This is a genomic window from Janibacter sp. HTCC2649 (assembly GCF_000152705.1).
GTDB lineage: Bacteria > Actinomycetota > Actinomycetes > Actinomycetales > Dermatophilaceae > Knoellia.
Genome location: NZ_CH672413.1, coordinates 994,232 through 1,012,678, shown reverse-complemented (window position 1 = coordinate 1,012,678; position 18,447 = coordinate 994,232). Strand labels below are relative to the sequence as shown.

The 18,447-nt window shown below is 67.8% G+C and carries 14 protein-coding genes; 6 read left to right on the top strand and 8 right to left on the bottom strand.

Going from position 1 to position 18,447, the window contains the following annotated elements; genetic code table 11:
- Nucleotides 1-93 precede the first annotated feature (93 nt).
- From JNB_RS04870 to ddaH, 3 genes are read left to right on the top strand one after another with little or no spacing between them, the layout of a single operon-like run.
- Nucleotides 94-717 (top strand): helix-turn-helix domain-containing protein, encoded by a 624-nt coding sequence (locus tag JNB_RS04870; protein WP_009775302.1) that lies wholly within the window; start codon nt 94-96, stop codon nt 715-717.
- The gene (locus tag JNB_RS04865) at nt 714-1,994 is read left to right on the top strand and encodes an MFS transporter (RefSeq protein ID WP_009775301.1); all 1,281 of its coding nucleotides are present in this window, start codon (nt 714-716) and stop codon (nt 1,992-1,994) included. The genes JNB_RS04870 and JNB_RS04865 overlap by 4 nt, the downstream gene beginning before the upstream one ends.
- Before the next feature lie 20 nt (nt 1,995-2,014).
- A complete protein-coding gene (gene ddaH / locus JNB_RS04860; RefSeq protein ID WP_009775300.1) occupies nt 2,015-2,782 on the top strand; it encodes a dimethylargininase in 768 nt (255 codons plus the stop codon).
- Nucleotides 2,783-2,793: 11 nt separating this feature from the next.
- Here the strand turns inward: ddaH and JNB_RS04855 are convergent, their stop codons facing one another.
- Together JNB_RS04855 and JNB_RS04850 are read right to left on the bottom strand one after the other, a co-directional pair.
- Nucleotides 2,794-3,588 (bottom strand): hypothetical protein, encoded by a 795-nt coding sequence (locus JNB_RS04855; RefSeq protein ID WP_009775299.1) that lies wholly within the window; start codon nt 3,586-3,588, stop codon nt 2,794-2,796.
- 31 nt (nt 3,589-3,619) lie between these two features.
- Nucleotides 3,620-4,303: an NAD-dependent epimerase/dehydratase family protein gene (locus JNB_RS04850; protein WP_009775298.1), complete on the bottom strand. Its 684-nt coding sequence runs from the start codon at nt 4,301-4,303 to the stop codon at nt 3,620-3,622.
- A 206-nt stretch (nt 4,304-4,509) separates the two neighbouring features.
- Between JNB_RS04850 and leuA the strand changes: the two genes are divergently transcribed.
- Nucleotides 4,510-6,249, top strand: a complete 1,740-nt coding sequence (gene leuA, locus JNB_RS04840; RefSeq protein WP_009775296.1) for a 2-isopropylmalate synthase — start codon at nt 4,510-4,512, stop codon at nt 6,247-6,249.
- An 86-nt stretch (nt 6,250-6,335) separates the two neighbouring features.
- On the opposite strand, the gene JNB_RS04835 is transcribed toward leuA, so the two are convergent.
- The 5 genes from JNB_RS04835 to JNB_RS04815 form a co-directional block, all read right to left on the bottom strand.
- Nucleotides 6,336-7,667, bottom strand: a complete 1,332-nt coding sequence (locus JNB_RS04835) for an MFS transporter (protein ID WP_009775295.1) — start codon at nt 7,665-7,667, stop codon at nt 6,336-6,338.
- A 105-nt stretch (nt 7,668-7,772) separates the two neighbouring features.
- Nucleotides 7,773-8,915 carry an amidohydrolase family protein gene (locus JNB_RS04830; RefSeq protein ID WP_040883611.1) on the bottom strand — a complete coding sequence of 381 codons (1,143 nt, stop codon included), beginning with the start codon at nt 8,913-8,915 and terminating at the stop codon, nt 7,773-7,775.
- Between the two features lie 2 nt (nt 8,916-8,917).
- Nucleotides 8,918-10,228, bottom strand: coding sequence for an aspartate aminotransferase family protein (locus JNB_RS04825; protein WP_202795215.1), 1,311 nt, complete (start codon nt 10,226-10,228; stop codon nt 8,918-8,920).
- Complete coding sequence (locus tag JNB_RS04820; RefSeq protein ID WP_009775292.1) at nt 10,225-11,679, bottom strand: APC family permease; 1,455 nt, start codon at nt 11,677-11,679, stop codon at nt 10,225-10,227. The genes JNB_RS04825 and JNB_RS04820 overlap by 4 nt, the downstream gene beginning before the upstream one ends.
- Nucleotides 11,680-11,761: 82 nt before the next feature.
- Nucleotides 11,762-13,102, bottom strand: coding sequence for a glutamine synthetase family protein (locus tag JNB_RS04815; RefSeq protein ID WP_009775291.1), 1,341 nt, complete (start codon nt 13,100-13,102; stop codon nt 11,762-11,764).
- A 132-nt stretch (nt 13,103-13,234) separates the two neighbouring features.
- Here JNB_RS04815 and JNB_RS04810 point away from each other — a divergent pair, with 132 nt between their 5' ends.
- On the top strand, nt 13,235-14,056 hold the full coding sequence (locus tag JNB_RS04810; RefSeq protein ID WP_050766575.1) for a class II glutamine amidotransferase: 822 nt from the start codon (nt 13,235-13,237) through the stop codon (nt 14,054-14,056).
- Between the two features lie 26 nt (nt 14,057-14,082).
- The gene (locus tag JNB_RS04805; RefSeq protein ID WP_158306121.1) at nt 14,083-14,901 is read left to right on the top strand and encodes a MurR/RpiR family transcriptional regulator; all 819 of its coding nucleotides are present in this window, start codon (nt 14,083-14,085) and stop codon (nt 14,899-14,901) included.
- A 33-nt stretch (nt 14,902-14,934) separates the two neighbouring features.
- Here JNB_RS04805 and JNB_RS04800 read toward each other — a convergent pair whose 3' ends face one another.
- Complete coding sequence (locus tag JNB_RS04800; protein ID WP_009775288.1) at nt 14,935-18,390, bottom strand: phosphodiester glycosidase family protein; 3,456 nt, start codon at nt 18,388-18,390, stop codon at nt 14,935-14,937.
- Between the last annotated feature and the right edge of the window lie 57 nt (nt 18,391-18,447).

Below are 18,447 nucleotides of genomic sequence, written 5' to 3'. Positions count from 1 at the left end.
GTCGCCTGACTTTTGACGTGCCCTTGGCCTCGTCGGCCAGTTGTGAGAGAGTTCTCTCGATACAGTTCTCTCACAATTGGCGAGGAGTCGGCGATGAGCAACCCGTACGGCGATGTCGAGCTCGAACCCAGGAGCATGCGGGCGCTCGCCCATCCTGTGCGTCTCGCGATCCTCAGCAGGTTGCAGGGCTACGGTCCGAGCACCGCCACGGCACTCGCGCCGCTGGTCGGGGCCACGCCCTCGGTCACGAGCTGGCACCTGCGCCACCTCGCCGAGCACGGTCTCGTGCGCGATGCCGACGTCGAGGCGGACGGGCGGCAGAGGTGGTGGGAGGCGGTGGGAGGTGGCTTCCGATTCGCCGCCACCGACGACGAGAGCCAGGATGCCGCGAGCCTGCTCACCCGCGTGCTGATCGACCAGGCGGAGCACCTCCCGGCGCAATGGGCCCGCGACGCCGAGCCATTGCTCGAGCCGCAATGGCGGCGCTCCGCGGGACTGTCCAACACGACGGTTCTCGTGAGCGCCGACGAGCTGGGCGAGATCGAGGCTGCCATCGAGGAGGTGCTGGCCCCCTACGTTCTGCGCAAGGCTGACGCGACTGCCAAACCAGCAGCGGGTGCACGCAGGGTCCGGATGCTGCGCTACGTCCTGCCCACCGCGCCGCCCGACGACACCGCGCCTGTCGACGAGACCAGCGCGGAGGTGGAGACGTCGTGAGCGAGGCGACGACGCGCCCAGCCCTGTGGCGCGACCGCCGGTTCGCGACCTATTGGGCAGGGCAGGGCATCTCGCAGTTCGGTGACCGGATCACCGAGTTGGCACTGCCCTTCATCGCGGTCACCACCCTCCACGCCAGTGCACCCACCGTGGGGCTCCTCACCGCTGCCGTGTGGGCGCCCAACCTCCTGTCGCTGTTCATCGGTTCGTGGGTCGACCACCAGAATCGCAAGCGTCGCCTGCTCGTGATGGCCGATGTCCTCCGGGCCGTCGTCCTGCTCAGCCTCCCGCTCGCGCACTGGTTCGGCGTCGTCACGATGGGGCAGCTGATCGCCGTGGCGCTGGTGGCCGGACTGGGGCAGGTGCTGTACCAAACGGCATACCCGAGCTTCTTCGTCTCCCTCGTCCGTCGGGACCAGTTCGTGGAAGCGAACGGGCTGCTCAGCTCGACGCGGTCGATCTCCTTCGTCGGCGGACCGGCACTGGCCGGCGGGCTCATCCAGGCGCTGACCGCCCCGGTGGCCCTCCTTGTCGATGCCCTCTCGTTCATGGCCTCGGCGCTCCTCATCGGCCGGGTGAAGGTCGAGGACCGCCCGGTGGCCGAGCCCGAGGGAAGCCTGTGGCGACGGGCCAAGGAGGGCATGGGTCTCGTCCTGCGGCACCCCTATCTGCGCGCGTCCCTCGCCTGCGTCACGACCATCAACTTCTTCAACTTCGTGGCTGCCGCCCTGCTCATCCTCTTCGCCAGTCGGCAGCTGGGCCTCTCCGCCGGCGCGATCGGTCTGGCCCTGGGCATCGGTGCCACGGGCGGAGTTCTCGGTGCCGTACTCGCCGGCCGGATCACCCGCTGGCTCGGCGTCGGTCGCACGATCTGTGTCGGGGCGGTGCTCTTCTCGGCACCCTTCGCGCTGCTCCCGTTGGCCGGCGGGCCGCTGTGGATGCGGATGGGCGTGCTCGGGCTCGTGGAGTTCATCGCGGGGTTCGGGGTCATGCTCCTGGACGTGCCGCTCAACGCGTTGCAGACCGCAGTCACCCCCGACGCCGTGCGGAGCCGGGTCGTGGGAGCGTTCAGCTCGATCAACTTCGGGATCCGCCCCGTGGGCGCCATCCTCGGTGGGTTCATGGGGGAGTGGTTCGGGATCGGACCGACGATGGTGGTTGCGGCCGTCGGCGGAACGCTGTCGATCCTGTGGCTCGTCGAGTCGCCGATCCCTGGCACTCGCACGATCGAGGAGCTCGACGAGGTCTTCCCGGACCTCGCGCCCCGATCGGCCTGACCGGACATAGGGTCGGTTCCGTGACTCGCAAAGCCGCCCTCATTCGCCGCCCCGGCCCGCGTCTCGCCGACGGGCTCGTCACCCACCTCGAGAAGTCGAGCATCGACCTTGACCTCGCAGTCGAACAATGGGATGCGTATGCCGCGTGCCTGCGTTCCGCAGGTTGGGAGACTGTCGAGGTCTCTCCTGCTGACGACTGCCCCGACGCGGTGTTCATCGAGGACGCCGTCGTGGTCTGCGGCAGTGTGGCCGTCCTGACGAATCCCGGTGCGGCAGAACGCAAGCCGGAGGTGGCGGGCGTCGAGTCGGTGGTGCGCGATCTGGGATATCGCGTCGTGCGGATCGAGGACCCGGGGACACTCGATGGGGGAGACGTGCTCAAGGTGGGCGACACGGCATACGTCGGTCTGGGCGGTCGCACCAACGGTGCGGGGATCCAGCAGCTCGCCGATCACCTGGCCACCGTCGGCATGCGTACGCAGGCTGTGACGGTTGAGCGTGCGCTCCACCTGAAGTCGGCCGTGACCGCGTTGCCCGACGGCACCGTCATCGGCTGGGACCCGGTCGTGGACTGGCCCGGAGCGTTCCCGATCTATGAGGGGATGCCCGAGGAGCCCGGGGCGCACGTCGTCCTCCTCGACGACAACCTGCTGCTCATGGCCGCCAGTGCGCCGCGCACGGCCGAACTGCTGCGTGGTCGCGGCCACGAGGTCGTCACCGTCGACATCAGCGAGTTCGAGAAGCTCGAGGGCTGCGTCACCTGCTTGTCGGTGCGCTGCCGCGGCTGATCGCTCGAAGCTCAGTCGGCGAAAGCCCAGCCTCGGTCGGCCAGGGCCTCGTGCAGGAAGCGAACGGCTACCGGGCCGACGCCGTGGAGCGCCGTGAGCTGGGCTTCGCCCAGGTCCCGCACCTGTTCCAGGGTCCAGATTCCCTGCGCGCGCAGGGCGCGGGTGGCGGGAGCGCCGATGCGCGGGAGGGGCGTGCCCTCTGGGGCGACCTCACGGTCGAGCCGAGGTGTGCTGGCCTCGGCATCGACGACAGCCACACCGCGGGGCGAGAGGCGGTAGCCGATGTCGAGGGACTCGGTGAGCCCCAACTCCTTGAGCTTGCGCACGTCCCGTTTGAAGCTCGGAGTGTCCCGACCCAGCTCTGCGGCCAGATCGGGTGCCCGCACTGTGGGGGAGCGGTCGATGATGCCCAACGTCGTGCGGGTCCAGGGCCCGATCGACGAGGCCGCGTCGAGTCGGTCGAGGCGCGCCCGGATGGTGGCCACCTCGTCCGCGTCGGGCGCGGTCGCGCGGAGGGTTTCGCGGGGGTCCGCGCCGGCATACGTCAGGCCGACTCGCCACGCCGGGCGGTCGGCCTTGCCCTCGAGCATCCGCCGGAGCTCGACGAGGGATGCCGCTCCGGCACGCTTTGCTTCGGCCGCCGTGATGCGACTCGGGGCGACCTGCTCGACGCTGGTGACCTCGATCAGGCCGACGCGCGTGCGCAGTCGGGTCCCCACGAGGACACGGGGTCGGTCCCATCGTCGGAAGGCGAGATCGACCTCGCCCACCTTGATCGCGGCCAAGGTGTCCGGGCGGATCATCATGCTCGGCAACCTACCTTCGCCCGGGCCTGGTTCAGGCTCCTCCGGCCGCCACGATGTCGCGGTTCTCGAAAATCCGGGAGGTCGCCGCGGCCGGAAGGACATCACCGTCGGCGACGTTGATCATCGCGCGTCCGATGGTGACGGAGTCGGTGGCAATCCCCGGAGCGACCTTGGCCAGCCCCCTGAAGAGCGGGCCAGTGAGGGCGTAGGTCACCGCGACCCAGCGCGTCTTCGACTTCACCCCTGGGAGTGGGGCAATGGCGCCCGGTCGGAACATGGAGGCGTTGGGGAACATGGCAAGCAGGGCATTCTCGGTGCGGCCCTTGACTCGGGCCCACATGACGCGACCCGACTCGGTGCTGTCGGTGCTGGCTCCGGACACATAGATGAACGTCGTCTCGGGCCCGCACGCGTCGCGCACGGACTGGGCGAGGCCCAGAGTCAGGTCGTAGGTCAAGCGGGTGTACTCGTCCTCGCTCATGCGGAACGAAGACACACCCAAGGCGTCGAAAACCGTGTCGTAGGAACGGATCTCGTCCGCGATGGGGGAGAGGTCGGACATGTCGGGATGGAGAACCTGTCGGAGCTTGGCGTGCGTCACCGGGATCGGGCTGCGCCCCACGGCCAGCACTTCCTCGACCCGTGCATCCACCAGGCACTGCGCGAGGACCGCCTGACCGACCATGCCGGTTCCACCAAACAGGATCACCTTCATGGGTGAAGTATGTCGGCTCCGCCGTCTTGGAACGTGGGCGAATCGGGACTGCCGATGGACGGGAACAGGTGCGGGCGGCATACTCGATGTCGTGCAGCACCGTCTCCTCCTTCTCTGCCGCGGCGAGGCCTGAATCGGCCCTCCTCGTCGCGGAGTTCGCTGTGCCCATGGCTGAGCACACGACGAGCAGTGAGTAGAGGCGAGAAATGTTCCACCCCCAGCAGTCGTCCGGGATGCCGACGTCGAAGTACGTCCCCTTCCAGGACCAGATCGAGGTTCACCTCCCCGACCGCACCTGGCCCGATCAGGTCATGTCCAAGGCGCCGCGCTGGTGCGCGGTCGACCTGCGCGACGGCAACCAGGCGCTCATCGACCCGATGGACTCCGAGCGCAAGATGCGGATGTTCAAGCTCCTCGTCCGCATGGGCTACAAGGAGATCGAGGTCGGCTTTCCGAGCGCGAGCCAGACCGACTTCGACTTCTGCCGCGAGCTCATCGACGGTGGACACATCCCCGACGACGTGACCATCCAGGTGCTGACCCAGTGTCGTGACCACCTCGTCGAGCGCACCTTCGACGCGATCCGGGGGAGCAAGCAGGCGATCGTCCACTTCTACAACTCCACCTCGGTGTTGCAGCGGCGCGTCGTCTTCGACCTGCCCAAGGAAGGCATCATCGACATCGCGCTGCAGGGCGCGCGGTTGTGTCGCAAGCTCGAGGAGACGGTGCCCGACACCGACGTCTACTACGAGTACTCGCCGGAGTCCTACACGGGCACCGAGCTCGAGTTCGCGGTCGAGATCTGCAACGCGGTCATCGAGGTGATCGACCCGACGCCCGATCACAAGATGATCATCAACCTGCCGGCGACGGTGGAGATGGCCACGCCCAACGCCTACGCGGACTCGATCGAGTGGATGGTGCGGCACCTCGACCGACGCGAATCCGTTGTCGTCAGCCTGCATCCACACAATGACCGTGGTGAGGGAGTGGCCGCGGCCGAGCTGGGCTACCTCGCCGGCGCCGACCGCATCGAGGGCTGCCTGTTCGGCAACGGTGAGCGCACCGGCAACGTCTGCCTCGTCACCCTGGGCATGAACCTCTACAGCCAGGGCATCGACCCGCAGATCGACTTCTCGGACATGGCCGAGATCCGTCGCACCGTCGAGTACTGCAACCAGTTGCCAGTCCACGAGCGACACCCGTGGGGTGGCGACCTCGTCTACACCGCCTTCTCCGGATCGCACCAGGACGCGATCAAGAAGGGCCTCGACGACATGGAACGTCGGGGCAAGGCGGACGGCAAGACGATCAACGAGCTCGCCTGGGGCGTGCCCTACCTGCCCATCGACCCGCACGACATCGGCCGCTCCTACGAGGCCGTCGTGCGCGTCAACAGCCAGTCGGGCAAGGGTGGCGTCGCCTACCTCCTCAAGGCCGAACACGGTCTCGACCTGCCGCGCCGCCTCCAGGTGGAGTTCAGCGGGGTCGTCCAGAAGCGCACGGACGCCGAGGGCGGCGAGCTGAGCGCTGCCGAGATCTGGCAGATGTTCTCGGACGAATACCTCCATGCGGACGTTCCCGAGGAGCGTTGGGGCCGCTTCACCCCGGTGCGGTCAACGATCAGCGGTGATGAGACCGGAACCGACGTCATCGAGGCCACCGTTCTCGACGGTGGAGACGAGCTCGACATCATCGGTCGCGGCAACGGCCCGATCGCCGCGTTCATCAACGCCCTGGCCGGCATCGACGTGGACGTGCGCGTCCTCGACTACGCCGAGCACGCGCTGTCTGCCGGTGGCGACGCGCGCGCCGCGGCCTACGTCGAGTGCGCTGTCGGCGACCGCGTCCTGTGGGGCGTCGGACTGCACGAGTCGATCGTCAAGGCGTCGATGCGGGCCGTGCTGTCGGCGGTCAACCGCGCCGCCCGCGACGCCGACGCCTGACCCTTCATCCCACTTCGACTTCGTGCCCCGCACGGACAACTCGCTGGCGCTCGCCGTCCGTGCGGTGCACGAAGTCGAGGGAGGGGTCAGGCCTTCTGGGAGGCGTAGGCGTGACCCTGCTCGCGGTCGAGCTCGGTCTCGCTCTTGTTGCGCAGCACGAAGATGTAGACGAGCAGGGACGCAGCGATGCAGAGCGTGACGTAGACGATGAACGCCGTGACGTGGTCGCTCTTCTTCGCGGCTTCGTAGATGACCGGAGCCGTGCCACCGAAGACCGAGTTGGCCAGTGCATAGCCGACGCCGACACCCAGGGCACGCACACGGACGGGGAACAGCTCGGCCTTGACGATCGCGTTGATCGACGTGTAACCGGTGAGGATGACGTAGCCGACGGCGACGAGTGCCCAGGACCCCAGCGGACTGTGGATCTGGGGCAGGTAGGTGATCAGGAAGTACGTCCAGATGACGCCGCCGATGCCGAAGAAGACGAGCATCGGCTTGCGGCCGATCCGGTCGCTGATGAGGCCGCCGATCGGCTGCAGCGCCATGAGGAAGAGCAGCAGGGTGAGGTTGATCCAGCTCGCCGTCAGGCCCTCACCCTTGTAGGTGGCCTTGATCGTGGAGGGAGCGTTGACGCTGTAGGTGTAGAACGCGATGGTGCCGCCCATGGTGATGAGGAAGCAGGTGATCAGGGCCTTGCGGTGAGTGGTGAACAGTGCCCGCAGCGAGCCCGACTGCTTGTCGACGGAGTCCAGATCGGAGGCCGACATGGACTCGTCCATCGTCGAGCGCAGCCAGAACACCGTGACTGCCGCGATGCCGCCGACGGCGAAGGCGATGCGCCAGCCGAACGCAGACATCTGGTCGTCGTCGAGGAAGACCTGCAGGACGAGCAGCATCAGCTGCGCCAGTGCGTGCCCACCGATCAGGGTGACGTACTGGAAGGACGAGAAGAAGCCGCGCCGTTCGGCAGTCGCCGCCTCCGACATGTAGGTGGCCGACGTGCCGTACTCGCCGCCTGTCGCGAAGCCCTGGAGCAGGCGACACATCACCAGCAGGACGATCGCGAGCGACCCGATGCGGTCGTGGGTGGGAAGGAGGGCGATCACCATCGACGCCGCCGCCATCATCGAGATGCTGAGGACGAGGGCCGGTCGACGTCCGCGGCGGTCGGCATAGCGTCCGAAGAACCACGAGCCGACAGGTCGCATGATGAACGTCACCGCGAAGATGGCCATCGTGAAGATGCCGGCGTTGGGCTCGTCTCCACCGAAGAACTCGGGCTCGAAGTACGTTGAGAACACCGTGTAGACGTAGACGTCGTACCACTCGACAAGGTTGCCGGACGACCCCTTCAGCGTGTTGAGGACTGCGCGCCTCGTGGTGTTGTCCGGTCGACCGACGGTGGTTGAAGACATACGTGCGACCCTACGGATTGGTGGTGCCAACGGCGACTCGACGTGCGGAAGAAATGCACATTGGCTAACCGACGGTCACCGTGAGCGTTCCGGAGTGCAGGCCGGTCAGCCCAGGCGATAGACCCTGCGGGCGTTCTCGTACGCCACCAGGTGCACGACGCGTTGGGCGTCGGCGATCGACCAGTCGCCGTCGTCGACGAAGGTTCCCAGAACTCGCGCCATCCCACGTCGCCACAGCCATGAGCCGAGCAAGTGGAGTTCGGCCGGACCCCAGGCGTCGGACGAGTACAGCTGTTTGTGGAACGGAGTGAGTTCGAGGGACTCGGCGATGATGGCCGGGCTCCGGGCGCCGGTGTAGTTGATCGCCAGGCCAACGTCGCAGTGGACCACGTCGAAGACCTGAGCGAGGTAGCCGGCCTCGCGGTGGAACGGGTAGTTGTGGAGCAGGAGGACGGGAACGCCGGTGGGCTCAACCGCGCGAAGCCAGGGCATGAGGAGCAGGGGATTGGCGCGGTGCAGGTCGAGGTCCGGGTCGCCGTAGCCGCTGTGCATCTGGATGGGCAGGCCGAGGTCGACGGCGCACCACAGAAGGTGACGCAGCAGGACAGGGTCGGAGATGCGGGGGAGCGTCGCATCGGTGGCGAGGGTCCGCCCCGCGGCCCGAGTCACCTCGCTCGCCGACGGTCGCTCGGCAGGAATGTCGAAACCGTGCCGATAGGCGATCACGGACTTGGTGCCCACGGCGCCCTGCGTCGCCTGCGCCAAGGCCGGAGCGTATGCCGCATGGAAGCCGTCCGCTCCCGTGTCGCGCAGGATGCCCTCGGCGACCGTCTCCAGACGGACGATCTCGCGGGCGGTGCCGGTCACGGCCGCCATCTCGGCGGGGCCGAGCACGAGGTCTCCTTGGAAACCGGTCTCCACGAGCCAGGTGTCGACGCCCGTCGCGGTCAGGAGCCTTCTGGTGACCTCTTGTTCACCGAGTTCGGTCCGCCGCGCCCAGTAGTCGTCAGCTGGCGCATGGGGCTCGAGGTCGAGGAGCGGCGCACACCAGCGACGCATGGCCAACCCGACCTGGCTGTCGAAGATGGACCCCACCGCTGGGGCTGCCGGAGCCTCGGTGACGAGGGCTTCCCAGTCGCGCCGCTCGGGTGTCGCGCGCAGGGCGCCGTGAACGTGGTGGTCGATGAGGCCGACGTGCGCGAGGGCCTCGGCCAGAGGGCCGTCGACGAGGGAGGGGTCCAGGTTCATGTTCACCATCCTGCCCAAGGGGCGATCGTCTCGTCGTCGACGAGGTGGGCCTCGCGCACGGCGCGCGAGACGAGGGCTATGGCCTCGTCGATCTCAGTGTCGGAGATCGTGAGGGGAGGAGTCAGTTCGATGACGTGACCGCCCACGTAGTAGGCAATGGCCCCGAGTTGCCACAGCCGGTAGACCACGCGCCGGGCGAAGGCCGCATCGCCGCCGCGAGTGTCGCGGTCCGTGACCAAGTCCACCCCGACCAGAAGGCCGCGGCCGCGGACCTCTCCGACGCAGGGTTCGTCGGCGAGGGCCTCGGACAGCCCAGAACGCAGACGATCGCCGGCGATGCGGCTGCGGCCTGGGAGGTCGCTCTCCACGATGTGCCCGAGGACGGCGCGCGCGACGGCACAGGAGTAGGGGTTGCCAGCGGTCGTGAGCAGGGCCGAAGCCCGGCGTTCGTCGAGGACGGATGCCGGTCCGATGAGAGCGGCCGCCGGTAGTCCTCCGCCGAGTCCTTTGCCGATCGTGACGAGATCGGGGACGACACCCTCGTGGTCGAACGAGTTCATTGACCCCGTGCGACCAAGCCCCACCTTGACCTCATCGAGGAGGAGGAGTGCACCGGCGGCTCGACTGCGCTGTGCCACAGCCGCGAGAAATCCGTCCGGGGGGACGACCAGTCCGCCATCGCACTGGATTGCCTCGACGGCCACAACGGCGACATCACCCGGCGCGAGGGCGTTCTCCAATGCAGACAGGGAGCGTGCCATCGCGTCGCTCTCGCGGAAAGGTTGTGGGTAGGGCACGAGTCGCACATCTGCCCGCACAGGGGCTGAGCCTGCGGAGATGTGCAGTCCAGAGGCCATGAATCCGGCCCCGAAACCACCGTGATAGCCACCCTCGAACGCGACGACGACGGGCCGACCTGTCGCGTGACGTGCAGCACGCAGGGCAGCGTCGTTGACGTCGGAGCCCGAGAGGCCGAGATGGACCCGTCGCTCGCCGCCGCCCGGAACGACCGCCAGCAGTTCCTCGGCCAACCCGACGGCCTCGGAGTGGGTCGCGCTGAGGATGCTCGCTCCGGGTGGGGAGGCGGCGACCCTGGCCAGGGCCTTCGCCACGACCGGGTGACCGTGACCCAGGGCGCTCGCCGTCCATGATGCCGAGAGGTCCAGAAGGGTGCGTCCGCCAGCTTCGATCAGGTGGCTGCCGTTCCCGCCCACCAAGGCGAGCGGGAAAAAGCGCAACTTCTGGATCCCCGCGACGACGTTGTCTCGAGTGATGAGGTCCTCCGGCCCCGTGGCCGACACGGGAGGCGTCACCGCGTGATGCTCAGGGGTTCCTCGAGGGGCGGGTGGCCCTCGTCGACGGCGTCAAGTTCGTCACGCAGCGAGGCGCCGATGCGCGCAGCGAGCTTGCTGGCGGCCACCGCAATGATGAGGCCGAGAGCCACCCAGGCCAGTGCCACGAAGGCCGGGGAGAGACCGGTCGCGTCCTTCACCCCGAACCAGATGACGAGCAGGATGAACAACCCGCCGAGGGTCGGGATGACGAGTTCGACCGGGTTGAGGGTGACAAGTCCACGTCGCCACGCCGCGAAGACGGCAACCTCGACGAGCAAGTAGACGAAGAGCAGGCAGGTCGCTCCCACGACCGCGAAAAAGAAGTACGAGTCGATGGCGGCGTCACCGGTGCCCATGGTGGGCCAGCCGGACAGCCACGAGATGAGGTTGACGACCACGCTCACGGCGGCGACGGCGAGGATCGCGAAGCGCGGGGAGTGGTGGCGTGCATCGACCTGCGCCAGCTTGGCCGGACCGAAGCCGTGGCGAGCCAGTGCCATGACCAGTCGCCCGGCCGCAGCGACCGACGACAGGTTTGACGCGAACGCTGACATCACAGCGGTGACGAGGAGCAGGACGCCGAACCATTGCCCGACGTAGCTGTCGCCGAGGTCACCCAACGTGTTGCCCGAGGTTTGGAATGCTTCGAGGCCTGCTTTGTCCGTGCCGAAGCCGATCGTTTGCGCAAACATCACGACGACGAAGAGCACTCCGGTGAGCAGGACCGAGCCGAAGAGGGCGCGGGGGATGTTGCGTCGTGGATCGTCGGTCTCCTCGCCCAGGGCGGCGCACCCTTCGAAGCCGGCCCATGACAGGAAGGCAGCGACGACCGCGGCGATGACGGCGCTCAACGAGACACCTGACGGGGAAAGCGTGCTGACGTCGATGCCCGTGGCATCGGCCCCTCCTTGACCGAAGATGGCCAGGACGAGCACGATCATGCCCGCGATACCGAGGCCCTCGATGAGCAGCAGGAGTCGCGAGACCGTGGTCGTGTCACGCGTGCTCAGGTAGGCGTTGAGGGCGAGGCAGACGAGCGCGGAGATGCCGAACCCGATGGCCGGTGGGTTGTCCCCGGAGCCCACTCCGAGCAGGGCATTGACGAACGCGCCGAAGATGGATGCGGTGCAGATGGTGAAGAAGAGGTAAGTGCCCACCAGCGCGAAACCCGCGACGAACCCGGGGCGTGGCCCGAGGGTGGCGCCGACGAGGGCATAGGCGCTGCCCGCATGGTTGTAGCGCTGCGTGAGCCGAATGAACCCGTGCGCCACGAGAGCCACTCCGAAGAAGCCGAGAAGGAACACCAGTGGTACGGCCTTGCCGACCGTGCCGATGATGCCCTGACCGTTGCCGGACATGGCGAGGGTGGGGCCCATGAGGCCGAGTGAGAGGGCGAGTGCCTCCCACAACTTGAGTTTGCGGCGGGTCATTGGTGACTCCTTCGGGGCAGGGTGGACCAGGGTGCTGAGTGAGCGCTGGGAAGGGACAGAAAGGCGTTGTCAGGGCGATGGATCAGGCAGACCAGAGGTATCGGGTGAGCGTGCGCGCGTCTTGGCCTTCGTAGGCCGTGAGCTCGTGCGTTCGCACCGCTTCGAGTGCAGCGCTCAGCTCGGGACCCAGGATGTCGCCCACCGGTCCAGAGGCGCGGAAGTCCTTGAGCTGCAGAGCTCGATCGGCCTGGAGTTGCACGACCCCACCTCGCACTTTGTCGGCGTCCGAGAGCGCTGCGGGATCCCCGGTCACCTCCGGCGAGAGGGTGAGCGATCGCTCGATGCCGTGGGCCGCGAGGCCGAGGACGATGCCTGTGGCCAGGTAGGGGTTGGCGCCGGCGTCAACGCACTTCACCTCGACGTTGGCACCATGTGGATTGCCGTTGTTGGCTGCGAGAAGCCGGACCGCAGCCTCACGGTTCTCGTGGCCCCAGCAGGCGTGAGCGCCGGACCAGTGCCCGGGCGCCATCCGCTCACCGGAGACCACTGTCCCAGCCATGACAGTCATGGCACCGGGAAGGTTGGCGACGATGCCTGCGATGGCAGAGGCTGCCTCCAGGTGCATCCCTCGCGGTCCGGGTCCGCCCGCGAGCAAAGGCGAACCGTCGCGAGCGAACGACGTGTGGAGGTGTGCGCCGTTGCCCGCCGCGCCCTCGAAGGGAACCGGTGAGAAGCTCGCGCGCAGACCGTGTTCACGACCGACGCGCCCGATCACCGTGCGGGCGAGGAGGACGGCGTCCGCGCTCCGGAGTGGCTCGAGAGGGGGAAGCGAGAGCTCGTACTGGCCTTGGCCATACTCCGCGTGAATCTGCTCGACGGGCACCCCCGCGGCGGACAGACGTTCGCAGATCTGGGTGAGGACCTCGGAGAGCTCGCTGTGGGGAGCGAGGCCATACGCTGCCCACCCGCTGGCACCCAGGACGTCACCGGCCTCGGTGAAGAAGGTGAACTCCATCTCGTGGCCGACGAGCGCGCTGATCCCGAGGGCGGCGAGCCTCTTGACCGATCGCCGCGTCACGTCGCGCCAGCACAGCGGTGATCGTGCACCTTCCTGGTCCCGGACGTCGCAGGGCGCCCAACCGAATCCTTGGTCCAGGACGACGGCGGCGTCGAGGTCGGCCGCAAGCCGCAGGTCACCGACGACTCCCAGCGCCTCGGTGACCGCGACGGCGTTGTCGACGCAGAACACGGGCCAGGTCAGGGACGCGCCCATGCCCGAGCGCGCGAAGCTCTCGATGCGGGCTGCCGGCACAGTCTTCGCGCGAAGAACCCCACCGGTGTCGCTGACCACGCCGGTGAGGGTGCGGGCACCGAGACCGCGCAGGTGTTCGGCCCGATCCGTGAGGGTGGACTGCGTGACCATGTGAATCATCCATTTCGTTATGGGCAGATAGTGAGGAATTTGCTATGGTCGTTTCATCCCCATGTATAGCCGATCGCGCTGGTCTTGCCTAGGGATTGCTCACATCTCGATCTGTCTGAAAGGTGCAACACCATGTGTCGCTTGCTCGGATACGCCGGCCGCCGGGCCGAACCAGTGGCCACGTCCCTGGGCACTGAGTTGTTCACGGAGTTCACCTCGCTCTCGCAGCTGCACGCAGACGGGTGGGGCATGGCATGGCAGGCAGACTCTGAGGCGATCCACAGCGCAACGTCGCCGGACAGCGCCGCCAACGACCCGGCATACCGGCAACTTGCCGACACGGCTCTGGCCGGGAGTGGGCTGGTGCACCTTCGGTGGGCGACCGACGGGCTCGACGTCGCCGACGGCAACACTCACCCCTTTGTGCGCGGCGAACTGGCGCTGGCACACAACGGCAGCATCGCGCCGATCTCCGCCCTGCAGGCACTGCTGCGGCCCGAGTTCGCCCAGGGCCTGCGAGGCGACACCGACAGTGAGCGCTACTTTCGTTTTGTCGCGCAGTGCGTCGCGGACGCCGAAGACGTCGACTCGGGCATCATCGATGCGGTGACGCGCCTTCATGCCCAGTTCCCGAACTCGAGCCTCAACGCGATCATCCTCGCGCCACACCGTCTCGCTGCCGTTCACGTCAACGCCCTGGCCTCCGGGCCAACCGACGACATCCTGGCGCTCTACCCGGATGCCTCGACGGCGCCGCAGGGCCATCTCGACCGCTACTTCACGATGGCCATGCGCGCCGACGAGGAGCGGGTCCTCATCGCGTCGAGCGGGATCCGTGGGGCCGGCTGGGAGCCCCTGCCGGACAACACGATCCTGATGGTCGACACCGAGACCCTCGAGCGTGAACTCGTGGCCGTCACCTCCAGCGACGCATCGTCGCCCGCACACGCATGACCGTCGCGGATCGCGTTCGTCGCGACATGAGCAGCCTCTCCCCGAGGGAGAAGCTGCTGGCGCGCGCGCTCCTGTCCGACTACCCATCGGCAGCCCTCGGGACGAGTTCGGATTTCGGGCGGGCTGCCAATGTCAGCGCCGCCACCGTGGTGCGTTTTGCCCGTTCTCTGGGTTACGGCGGATTCTCCGAACTTCAGGCCGGACTCGTTGCTGAACTGTCCGAGAGGGCGGCCTCGCCGGTCAGCCAGTACGGCGAGAGCACGGATCGTCGCACCGGTTCCCGTCACTGGTTCGACGACGCCGTCGCCGTCACCGTGGGCGAGGCGGCGCGTTCATTGGAGGCGATTCCCAAGGCGGACATCGACGCCGCCGTCGCCCTCCTCTCCGACCCGAAGCGACGCGTCTGCGTTCTTGGTGGGCGCTATTCGGGGTTCATCGCGCGCTACCTCGCCTTCCACCTGCAGCAGGTCCGACCCGGTGTGAGCACGCTCGACGACGCCATGAACACGGGCTCGTCGCTGGCCATTGACGCCCGCCGTCGAGACGTTGCGGTGATCTTCGATCTGCGTCGCTACCAGTCATCGACCGTCGAAGCTGCCGTGGCGCTGTCCGCGAAGGGCACGACCATCATCTGTGTCACGGACGAGTGGCTCTCTCCCGTTGCCGACGTCGCCACGGTCACCCTCACGACATCGGTGGCGTCAGTGGGTCCGTTCGACTCGGCTGCCGCCGCCTTCGTGCTCGCTGAGCTCTTGGTGGACGGTGTGCTGCAGTCTCTGGGGCAGAAGGCCCTGCGTCGGATGGAGAAGTGGGAACAGTCCTCTGGCGAAGACGTCCTCACCTGAGGTTGCCCCGAGCACTGCCCGGACCGCCACCACTCAGCCGACGGTCACCGTGGCCGTCCGGCTCACGCCATTGACGGTCACCGTGAGCGTGCCCGTTCCGGCCCGCAGGCCGGTCACCTTCCCGGTCGCGGGGGAGTATGCCGCGACAGCAGTTGCGGGGGCCGGTCCCGTTCCGACGTGGACCCGTTCACCGCTCCACGACGCACTCACCGGATAGGCGAGCGGGAAGGTGCGCGTGCCCTGGGTGACCGTGGTCGTGACGGGCACCGAGGCACCCACGGTGAGGGGCGGCATACTCACCGTGAGTTCGTCGACGTGCGGACGGATCTGGACGCGTGCCCACGGGTGAGGGCCGGGGTCGGCCGGGTCGACGCGATAGAGCTTGGGCGCTGGGGTGCGAGGCGCCTCGGGGTCGATGCGAACGGTGGTCCACCCGGAGAAGCCGCCCTCGTCGGGTGAGGTCGATGGAGCCTTGCCCGAGTTGCCGTTGATGACGTAGGGCACGGCGTTGACGCGCCCTGCGGAGAAGGCACCGACGTGGCCACCGACGAAGAGCGCACCCTTGCCGGTCCTGGCGCGGAAGTCGGACAGCCAGTTCTCCACGGTCTGGGCCTCGACCCGGTCGAGCATCTGCGATGCCTTGACGGGGCTGGGGTCGCGCGGCGGGTGGTGCCAGCCGACGACAACACCGTTGACGGCGTCGTTGGTCGTGGCGTCATCGAGGGCCGACCGCAGCATCTGCCACTGGTCGAACCCGCCGCCGCGCAGTGTGCCCGTGGAGGAGTCGAGCAGGACGAAGCGCGTGCCCTTGTGGACGAAGCTGTGGTGCGTCGCCCCGAAGACGGCGCTGAAGTTGCTCGTCGACCCGGGGCCGTAGATCTCATGGTTGCCCGGGAGGTAGTACCACTTCACCCCCTTGGCGGTGAGCTCCTCGTCGATGACTTTCTTGGCCAGCGCGAAGTCGGCGGGGTAGCCCGTGTCGACGAGGTCACCGGTGATGACGACGAAATCCGGTGTGCTGGCGACGATTTCGCGCATCGTGCGACGCACGGCCGGCACGAGCGACTGGTTGTCTGCCGTGAACTGACCGTCCGACATCACTGCGTAGCTGAACTGCTCACCGGTCGTGCTGAGGGCGGTGTGCTGCTGCACCACCGGGTCCTGAACGACCGGGACGTCAGGCCCGCTCACGGGCGGAGCGGTCTTGACGACCAGGTCGTCGAAGACGATGGCGCCCGTGTAGGAGCGGGCCGCGCCCGTCTCGATGGCCGCCACGAAATTGAGTGTGACCGGTCCGGGGAGGGTCTGCGGGACGGGCACTTCCATGTACTTCCAACCGGTCCAGGTGATGTAGGGCCCGTAGAGCGACGCGGCCTTGCCCTCGCCGTCGCTGATGCCGAACGACGTCCACGCACCCTTGCCGTCACCGAGGACCCAGACGCCCAGCGCGAGCGGTTGGCCCTGGGTGATCGTGATCGGCGTGGCCGGTCGGGCGTAGCCGACCCGCGTGGCCGTCGACAGGGTGAAGTCGTAGTTCATCTTCAGGCCGGTGCCGCCCTCGCGACCCGGTGCTGGCTCGACCGAGCCAGCCGCGCGGGCCTGGGTGAAGCGCCACGTCGCGGCGTCATCGAAGGTGCTCAGGGTCGTGCTGACCGAGCCGATCGCGACCGGGATGTGAGTGACGACGCCCTTGGCGGTGGCCTTGATGACGACGGCGCCGGTGGTGACACCCGGCTTGGCCCTGACGGTGAAGTCGACACCCTCGCTCGTGACGTCGACCAGTGCCTTGTCGTAGTCCAGCGTGACGTTGCCGGTCTCCAGCGGAGTCTCGAAACCGTTGGCATCAGCCCCGACGACGCGGAAGGTCGAGGCCTCGGCGGGGTCGAGGATCGAGACCCTGTCAACGCTGGGCCGCAAGCGTGCCAGCGGTCCCAGCACGGTGAGCGTGAGGGTCTCCTTGAGGGCCTTGATCTCCGCGGTGGCGACGACGTCGCCTGGTGCGCTCGCGCGCAGCAGTCCCGTTGTCGAGATGGTCGCGTTCCCCTGCGCCCGGTATGCCGGTGAGGCCGCCACGGGTGCGTACGTCTCGTCGTGTCCCAGGGCAGAGAGCTGCCGAGTGAAGCCGGGGAAGACGCGAAGGAGGTCGACGTTCTCCTCGTCGGACGTGGTGATGAGACGCAGGCCGCGCACCTGTCCGGAGCCGGCGGCGGCGAACAGCCCGACGCCATCGGGGACGGGACGCAGGTGCCCGTCGGACGGCTGGTTCTCGACGTCGAGGTCGGTCTCGCCAGCCTCTCGGGCGAGCATCGTCGAGGACCCGCCGCCGTCGAGGTTGATGCCGGAGGTGGCGCCGACCTCCTTGAGGAACGCGCCCGTCTCTGCGTAGGTCATGCCCCGAGAGGCGGCCATGCGGCCGTCGACCGTGAGAACGAACATCGTGGAACCGTCCGCGTCGAAACCGATGGCGGTGCGCGGATGGATGGCCTTGTCGGTCTGGGGGAGGACGACGTTGTCCTTGAGCAGCATCGTGTTGCCGGAGATCGCCATCTTGAGGTTGGCGCCCTCGTTGCGCAGGGCGTAGTCCACGGACACCTTGTCGCCGACATTGAGGGCAGCCAGTGTGTCCGCTCCGGCGCCGCGTCCGACGATGGCGAGCTGGTCCTTGTCGAGCTGTCCTTCACCGGCGACCGTGGCGACGGACTCGACCACGCCGCCGCGGGTCACGACCTCGCGGACCTTCGTCGCTCCGCCGGTGACACGGGTTCGGGTGTAGTCACCCCAGAGGGGAGTGAAGACGGTGACTCCGTTGGTGGGGATGGTGGTCTGGTTGAGGCCGTCCAGTGGGATGGATCCAGTCGGAAGGGAGATGCTGCCCTGCAGGAACATCGAGGTGATCTGGCCGAGATTGGTGTCGCCCACCCCGAGCGCGTAGTTGTGGCCCGGGTTCGGGCCCTTGACGACCGTGCCGTCGAGTTGCTTGGCGCCGCCCTCGGGGGCGCTCGAGTTGTTGATGTCGAAGTAGTCGCCGTTGACAGCCGCCACGGCGCGGCGAGGTTCGGCCTGCTCCGTCAGTGGGGTCGCCAACGCCACCTTGCCGGAGTTGATGTAGTCCGGCTTCACCGAACCCGCGGCCAGGTCGACCTTGAGCAGGTCGCCACGCATGAACCCGCCCGCATCGAGCCACTCGAAGGAGCGCAGCGACACCGCGGGTGCAACCGGCCTGGTCACGTCGCTCAGCCAGAGGCGATCGTTGGTCTGATTCGCCTGCGGCGCAACGATTCTCGGCTCGCTGACGTTGGAGCTGCCAGCGGCGATTCGCCCGGCTGACGGATCAACGCCGGCCGTGACGGGGGCGTTGCCATCGCCGTCAGGGCCAGTGGGGGAAGCCTGGGCTCCGGTCGGAGCGAGGAGGCCGAGGGGGAGGGCGATCGTCGCAGCGACGAGGCCCTTCCAGGTGCGAGAGCGGGTCGATCGCGAGGAGGCGGGCATGTCGAGAAGTCCACCGCGGCGGAGTGTGGTGGAAACAATTTCCCGATGAATAGCCGG

What these genes read in the sequence shown, in the direction of transcription:
- JNB_RS04870 (WP_009775302.1), top strand. Translation starts at nt 94, where the DNA reads ATGAGCAACCCGTACGGCGATGTCGAGCTCGAACCCAGGAGCATGCGG.
- JNB_RS04855 (WP_009775299.1), bottom strand. Translation starts at nt 3,588, where the DNA reads ATGATGATCCGCCCGGACACCTTGGCCGCGATCAAGGTGGGCGAGGTC.
- JNB_RS04850 (WP_009775298.1), bottom strand. Translation starts at nt 4,303, where the DNA reads ATGAAGGTGATCCTGTTTGGTGGAACCGGCATGGTCGGTCAGGCGGTC.
- leuA (WP_009775296.1), top strand. Translation starts at nt 4,510, where the DNA reads ATGTTCCACCCCCAGCAGTCGTCCGGGATGCCGACGTCGAAGTACGTC.
- JNB_RS04835 (WP_009775295.1), bottom strand. Translation starts at nt 7,667, where the DNA reads ATGTCTTCAACCACCGTCGGTCGACCGGACAACACCACGAGGCGCGCA.
- JNB_RS04830 (WP_040883611.1), bottom strand. Translation starts at nt 8,915, where the DNA reads ATGAACCTGGACCCCTCCCTCGTCGACGGCCCTCTGGCCGAGGCCCTC.
- JNB_RS04820 (WP_009775292.1), bottom strand. Translation starts at nt 11,679, where the DNA reads ATGACCCGCCGCAAACTCAAGTTGTGGGAGGCACTCGCCCTCTCACTC.
- JNB_RS04815 (WP_009775291.1), bottom strand. Translation starts at nt 13,102, where the DNA reads ATGGTCACGCAGTCCACCCTCACGGATCGGGCCGAACACCTGCGCGGT.
- JNB_RS04810 (WP_050766575.1), top strand. Translation starts at nt 13,235, where the DNA reads ATGTGTCGCTTGCTCGGATACGCCGGCCGCCGGGCCGAACCAGTGGCC.
- JNB_RS04805 (WP_158306121.1), top strand. Translation starts at nt 14,083, where the DNA reads ATGAGCAGCCTCTCCCCGAGGGAGAAGCTGCTGGCGCGCGCGCTCCTG.
- JNB_RS04800 (WP_009775288.1), bottom strand. Translation starts at nt 18,390, where the DNA reads ATGCCCGCCTCCTCGCGATCGACCCGCTCTCGCACCTGGAAGGGCCTC.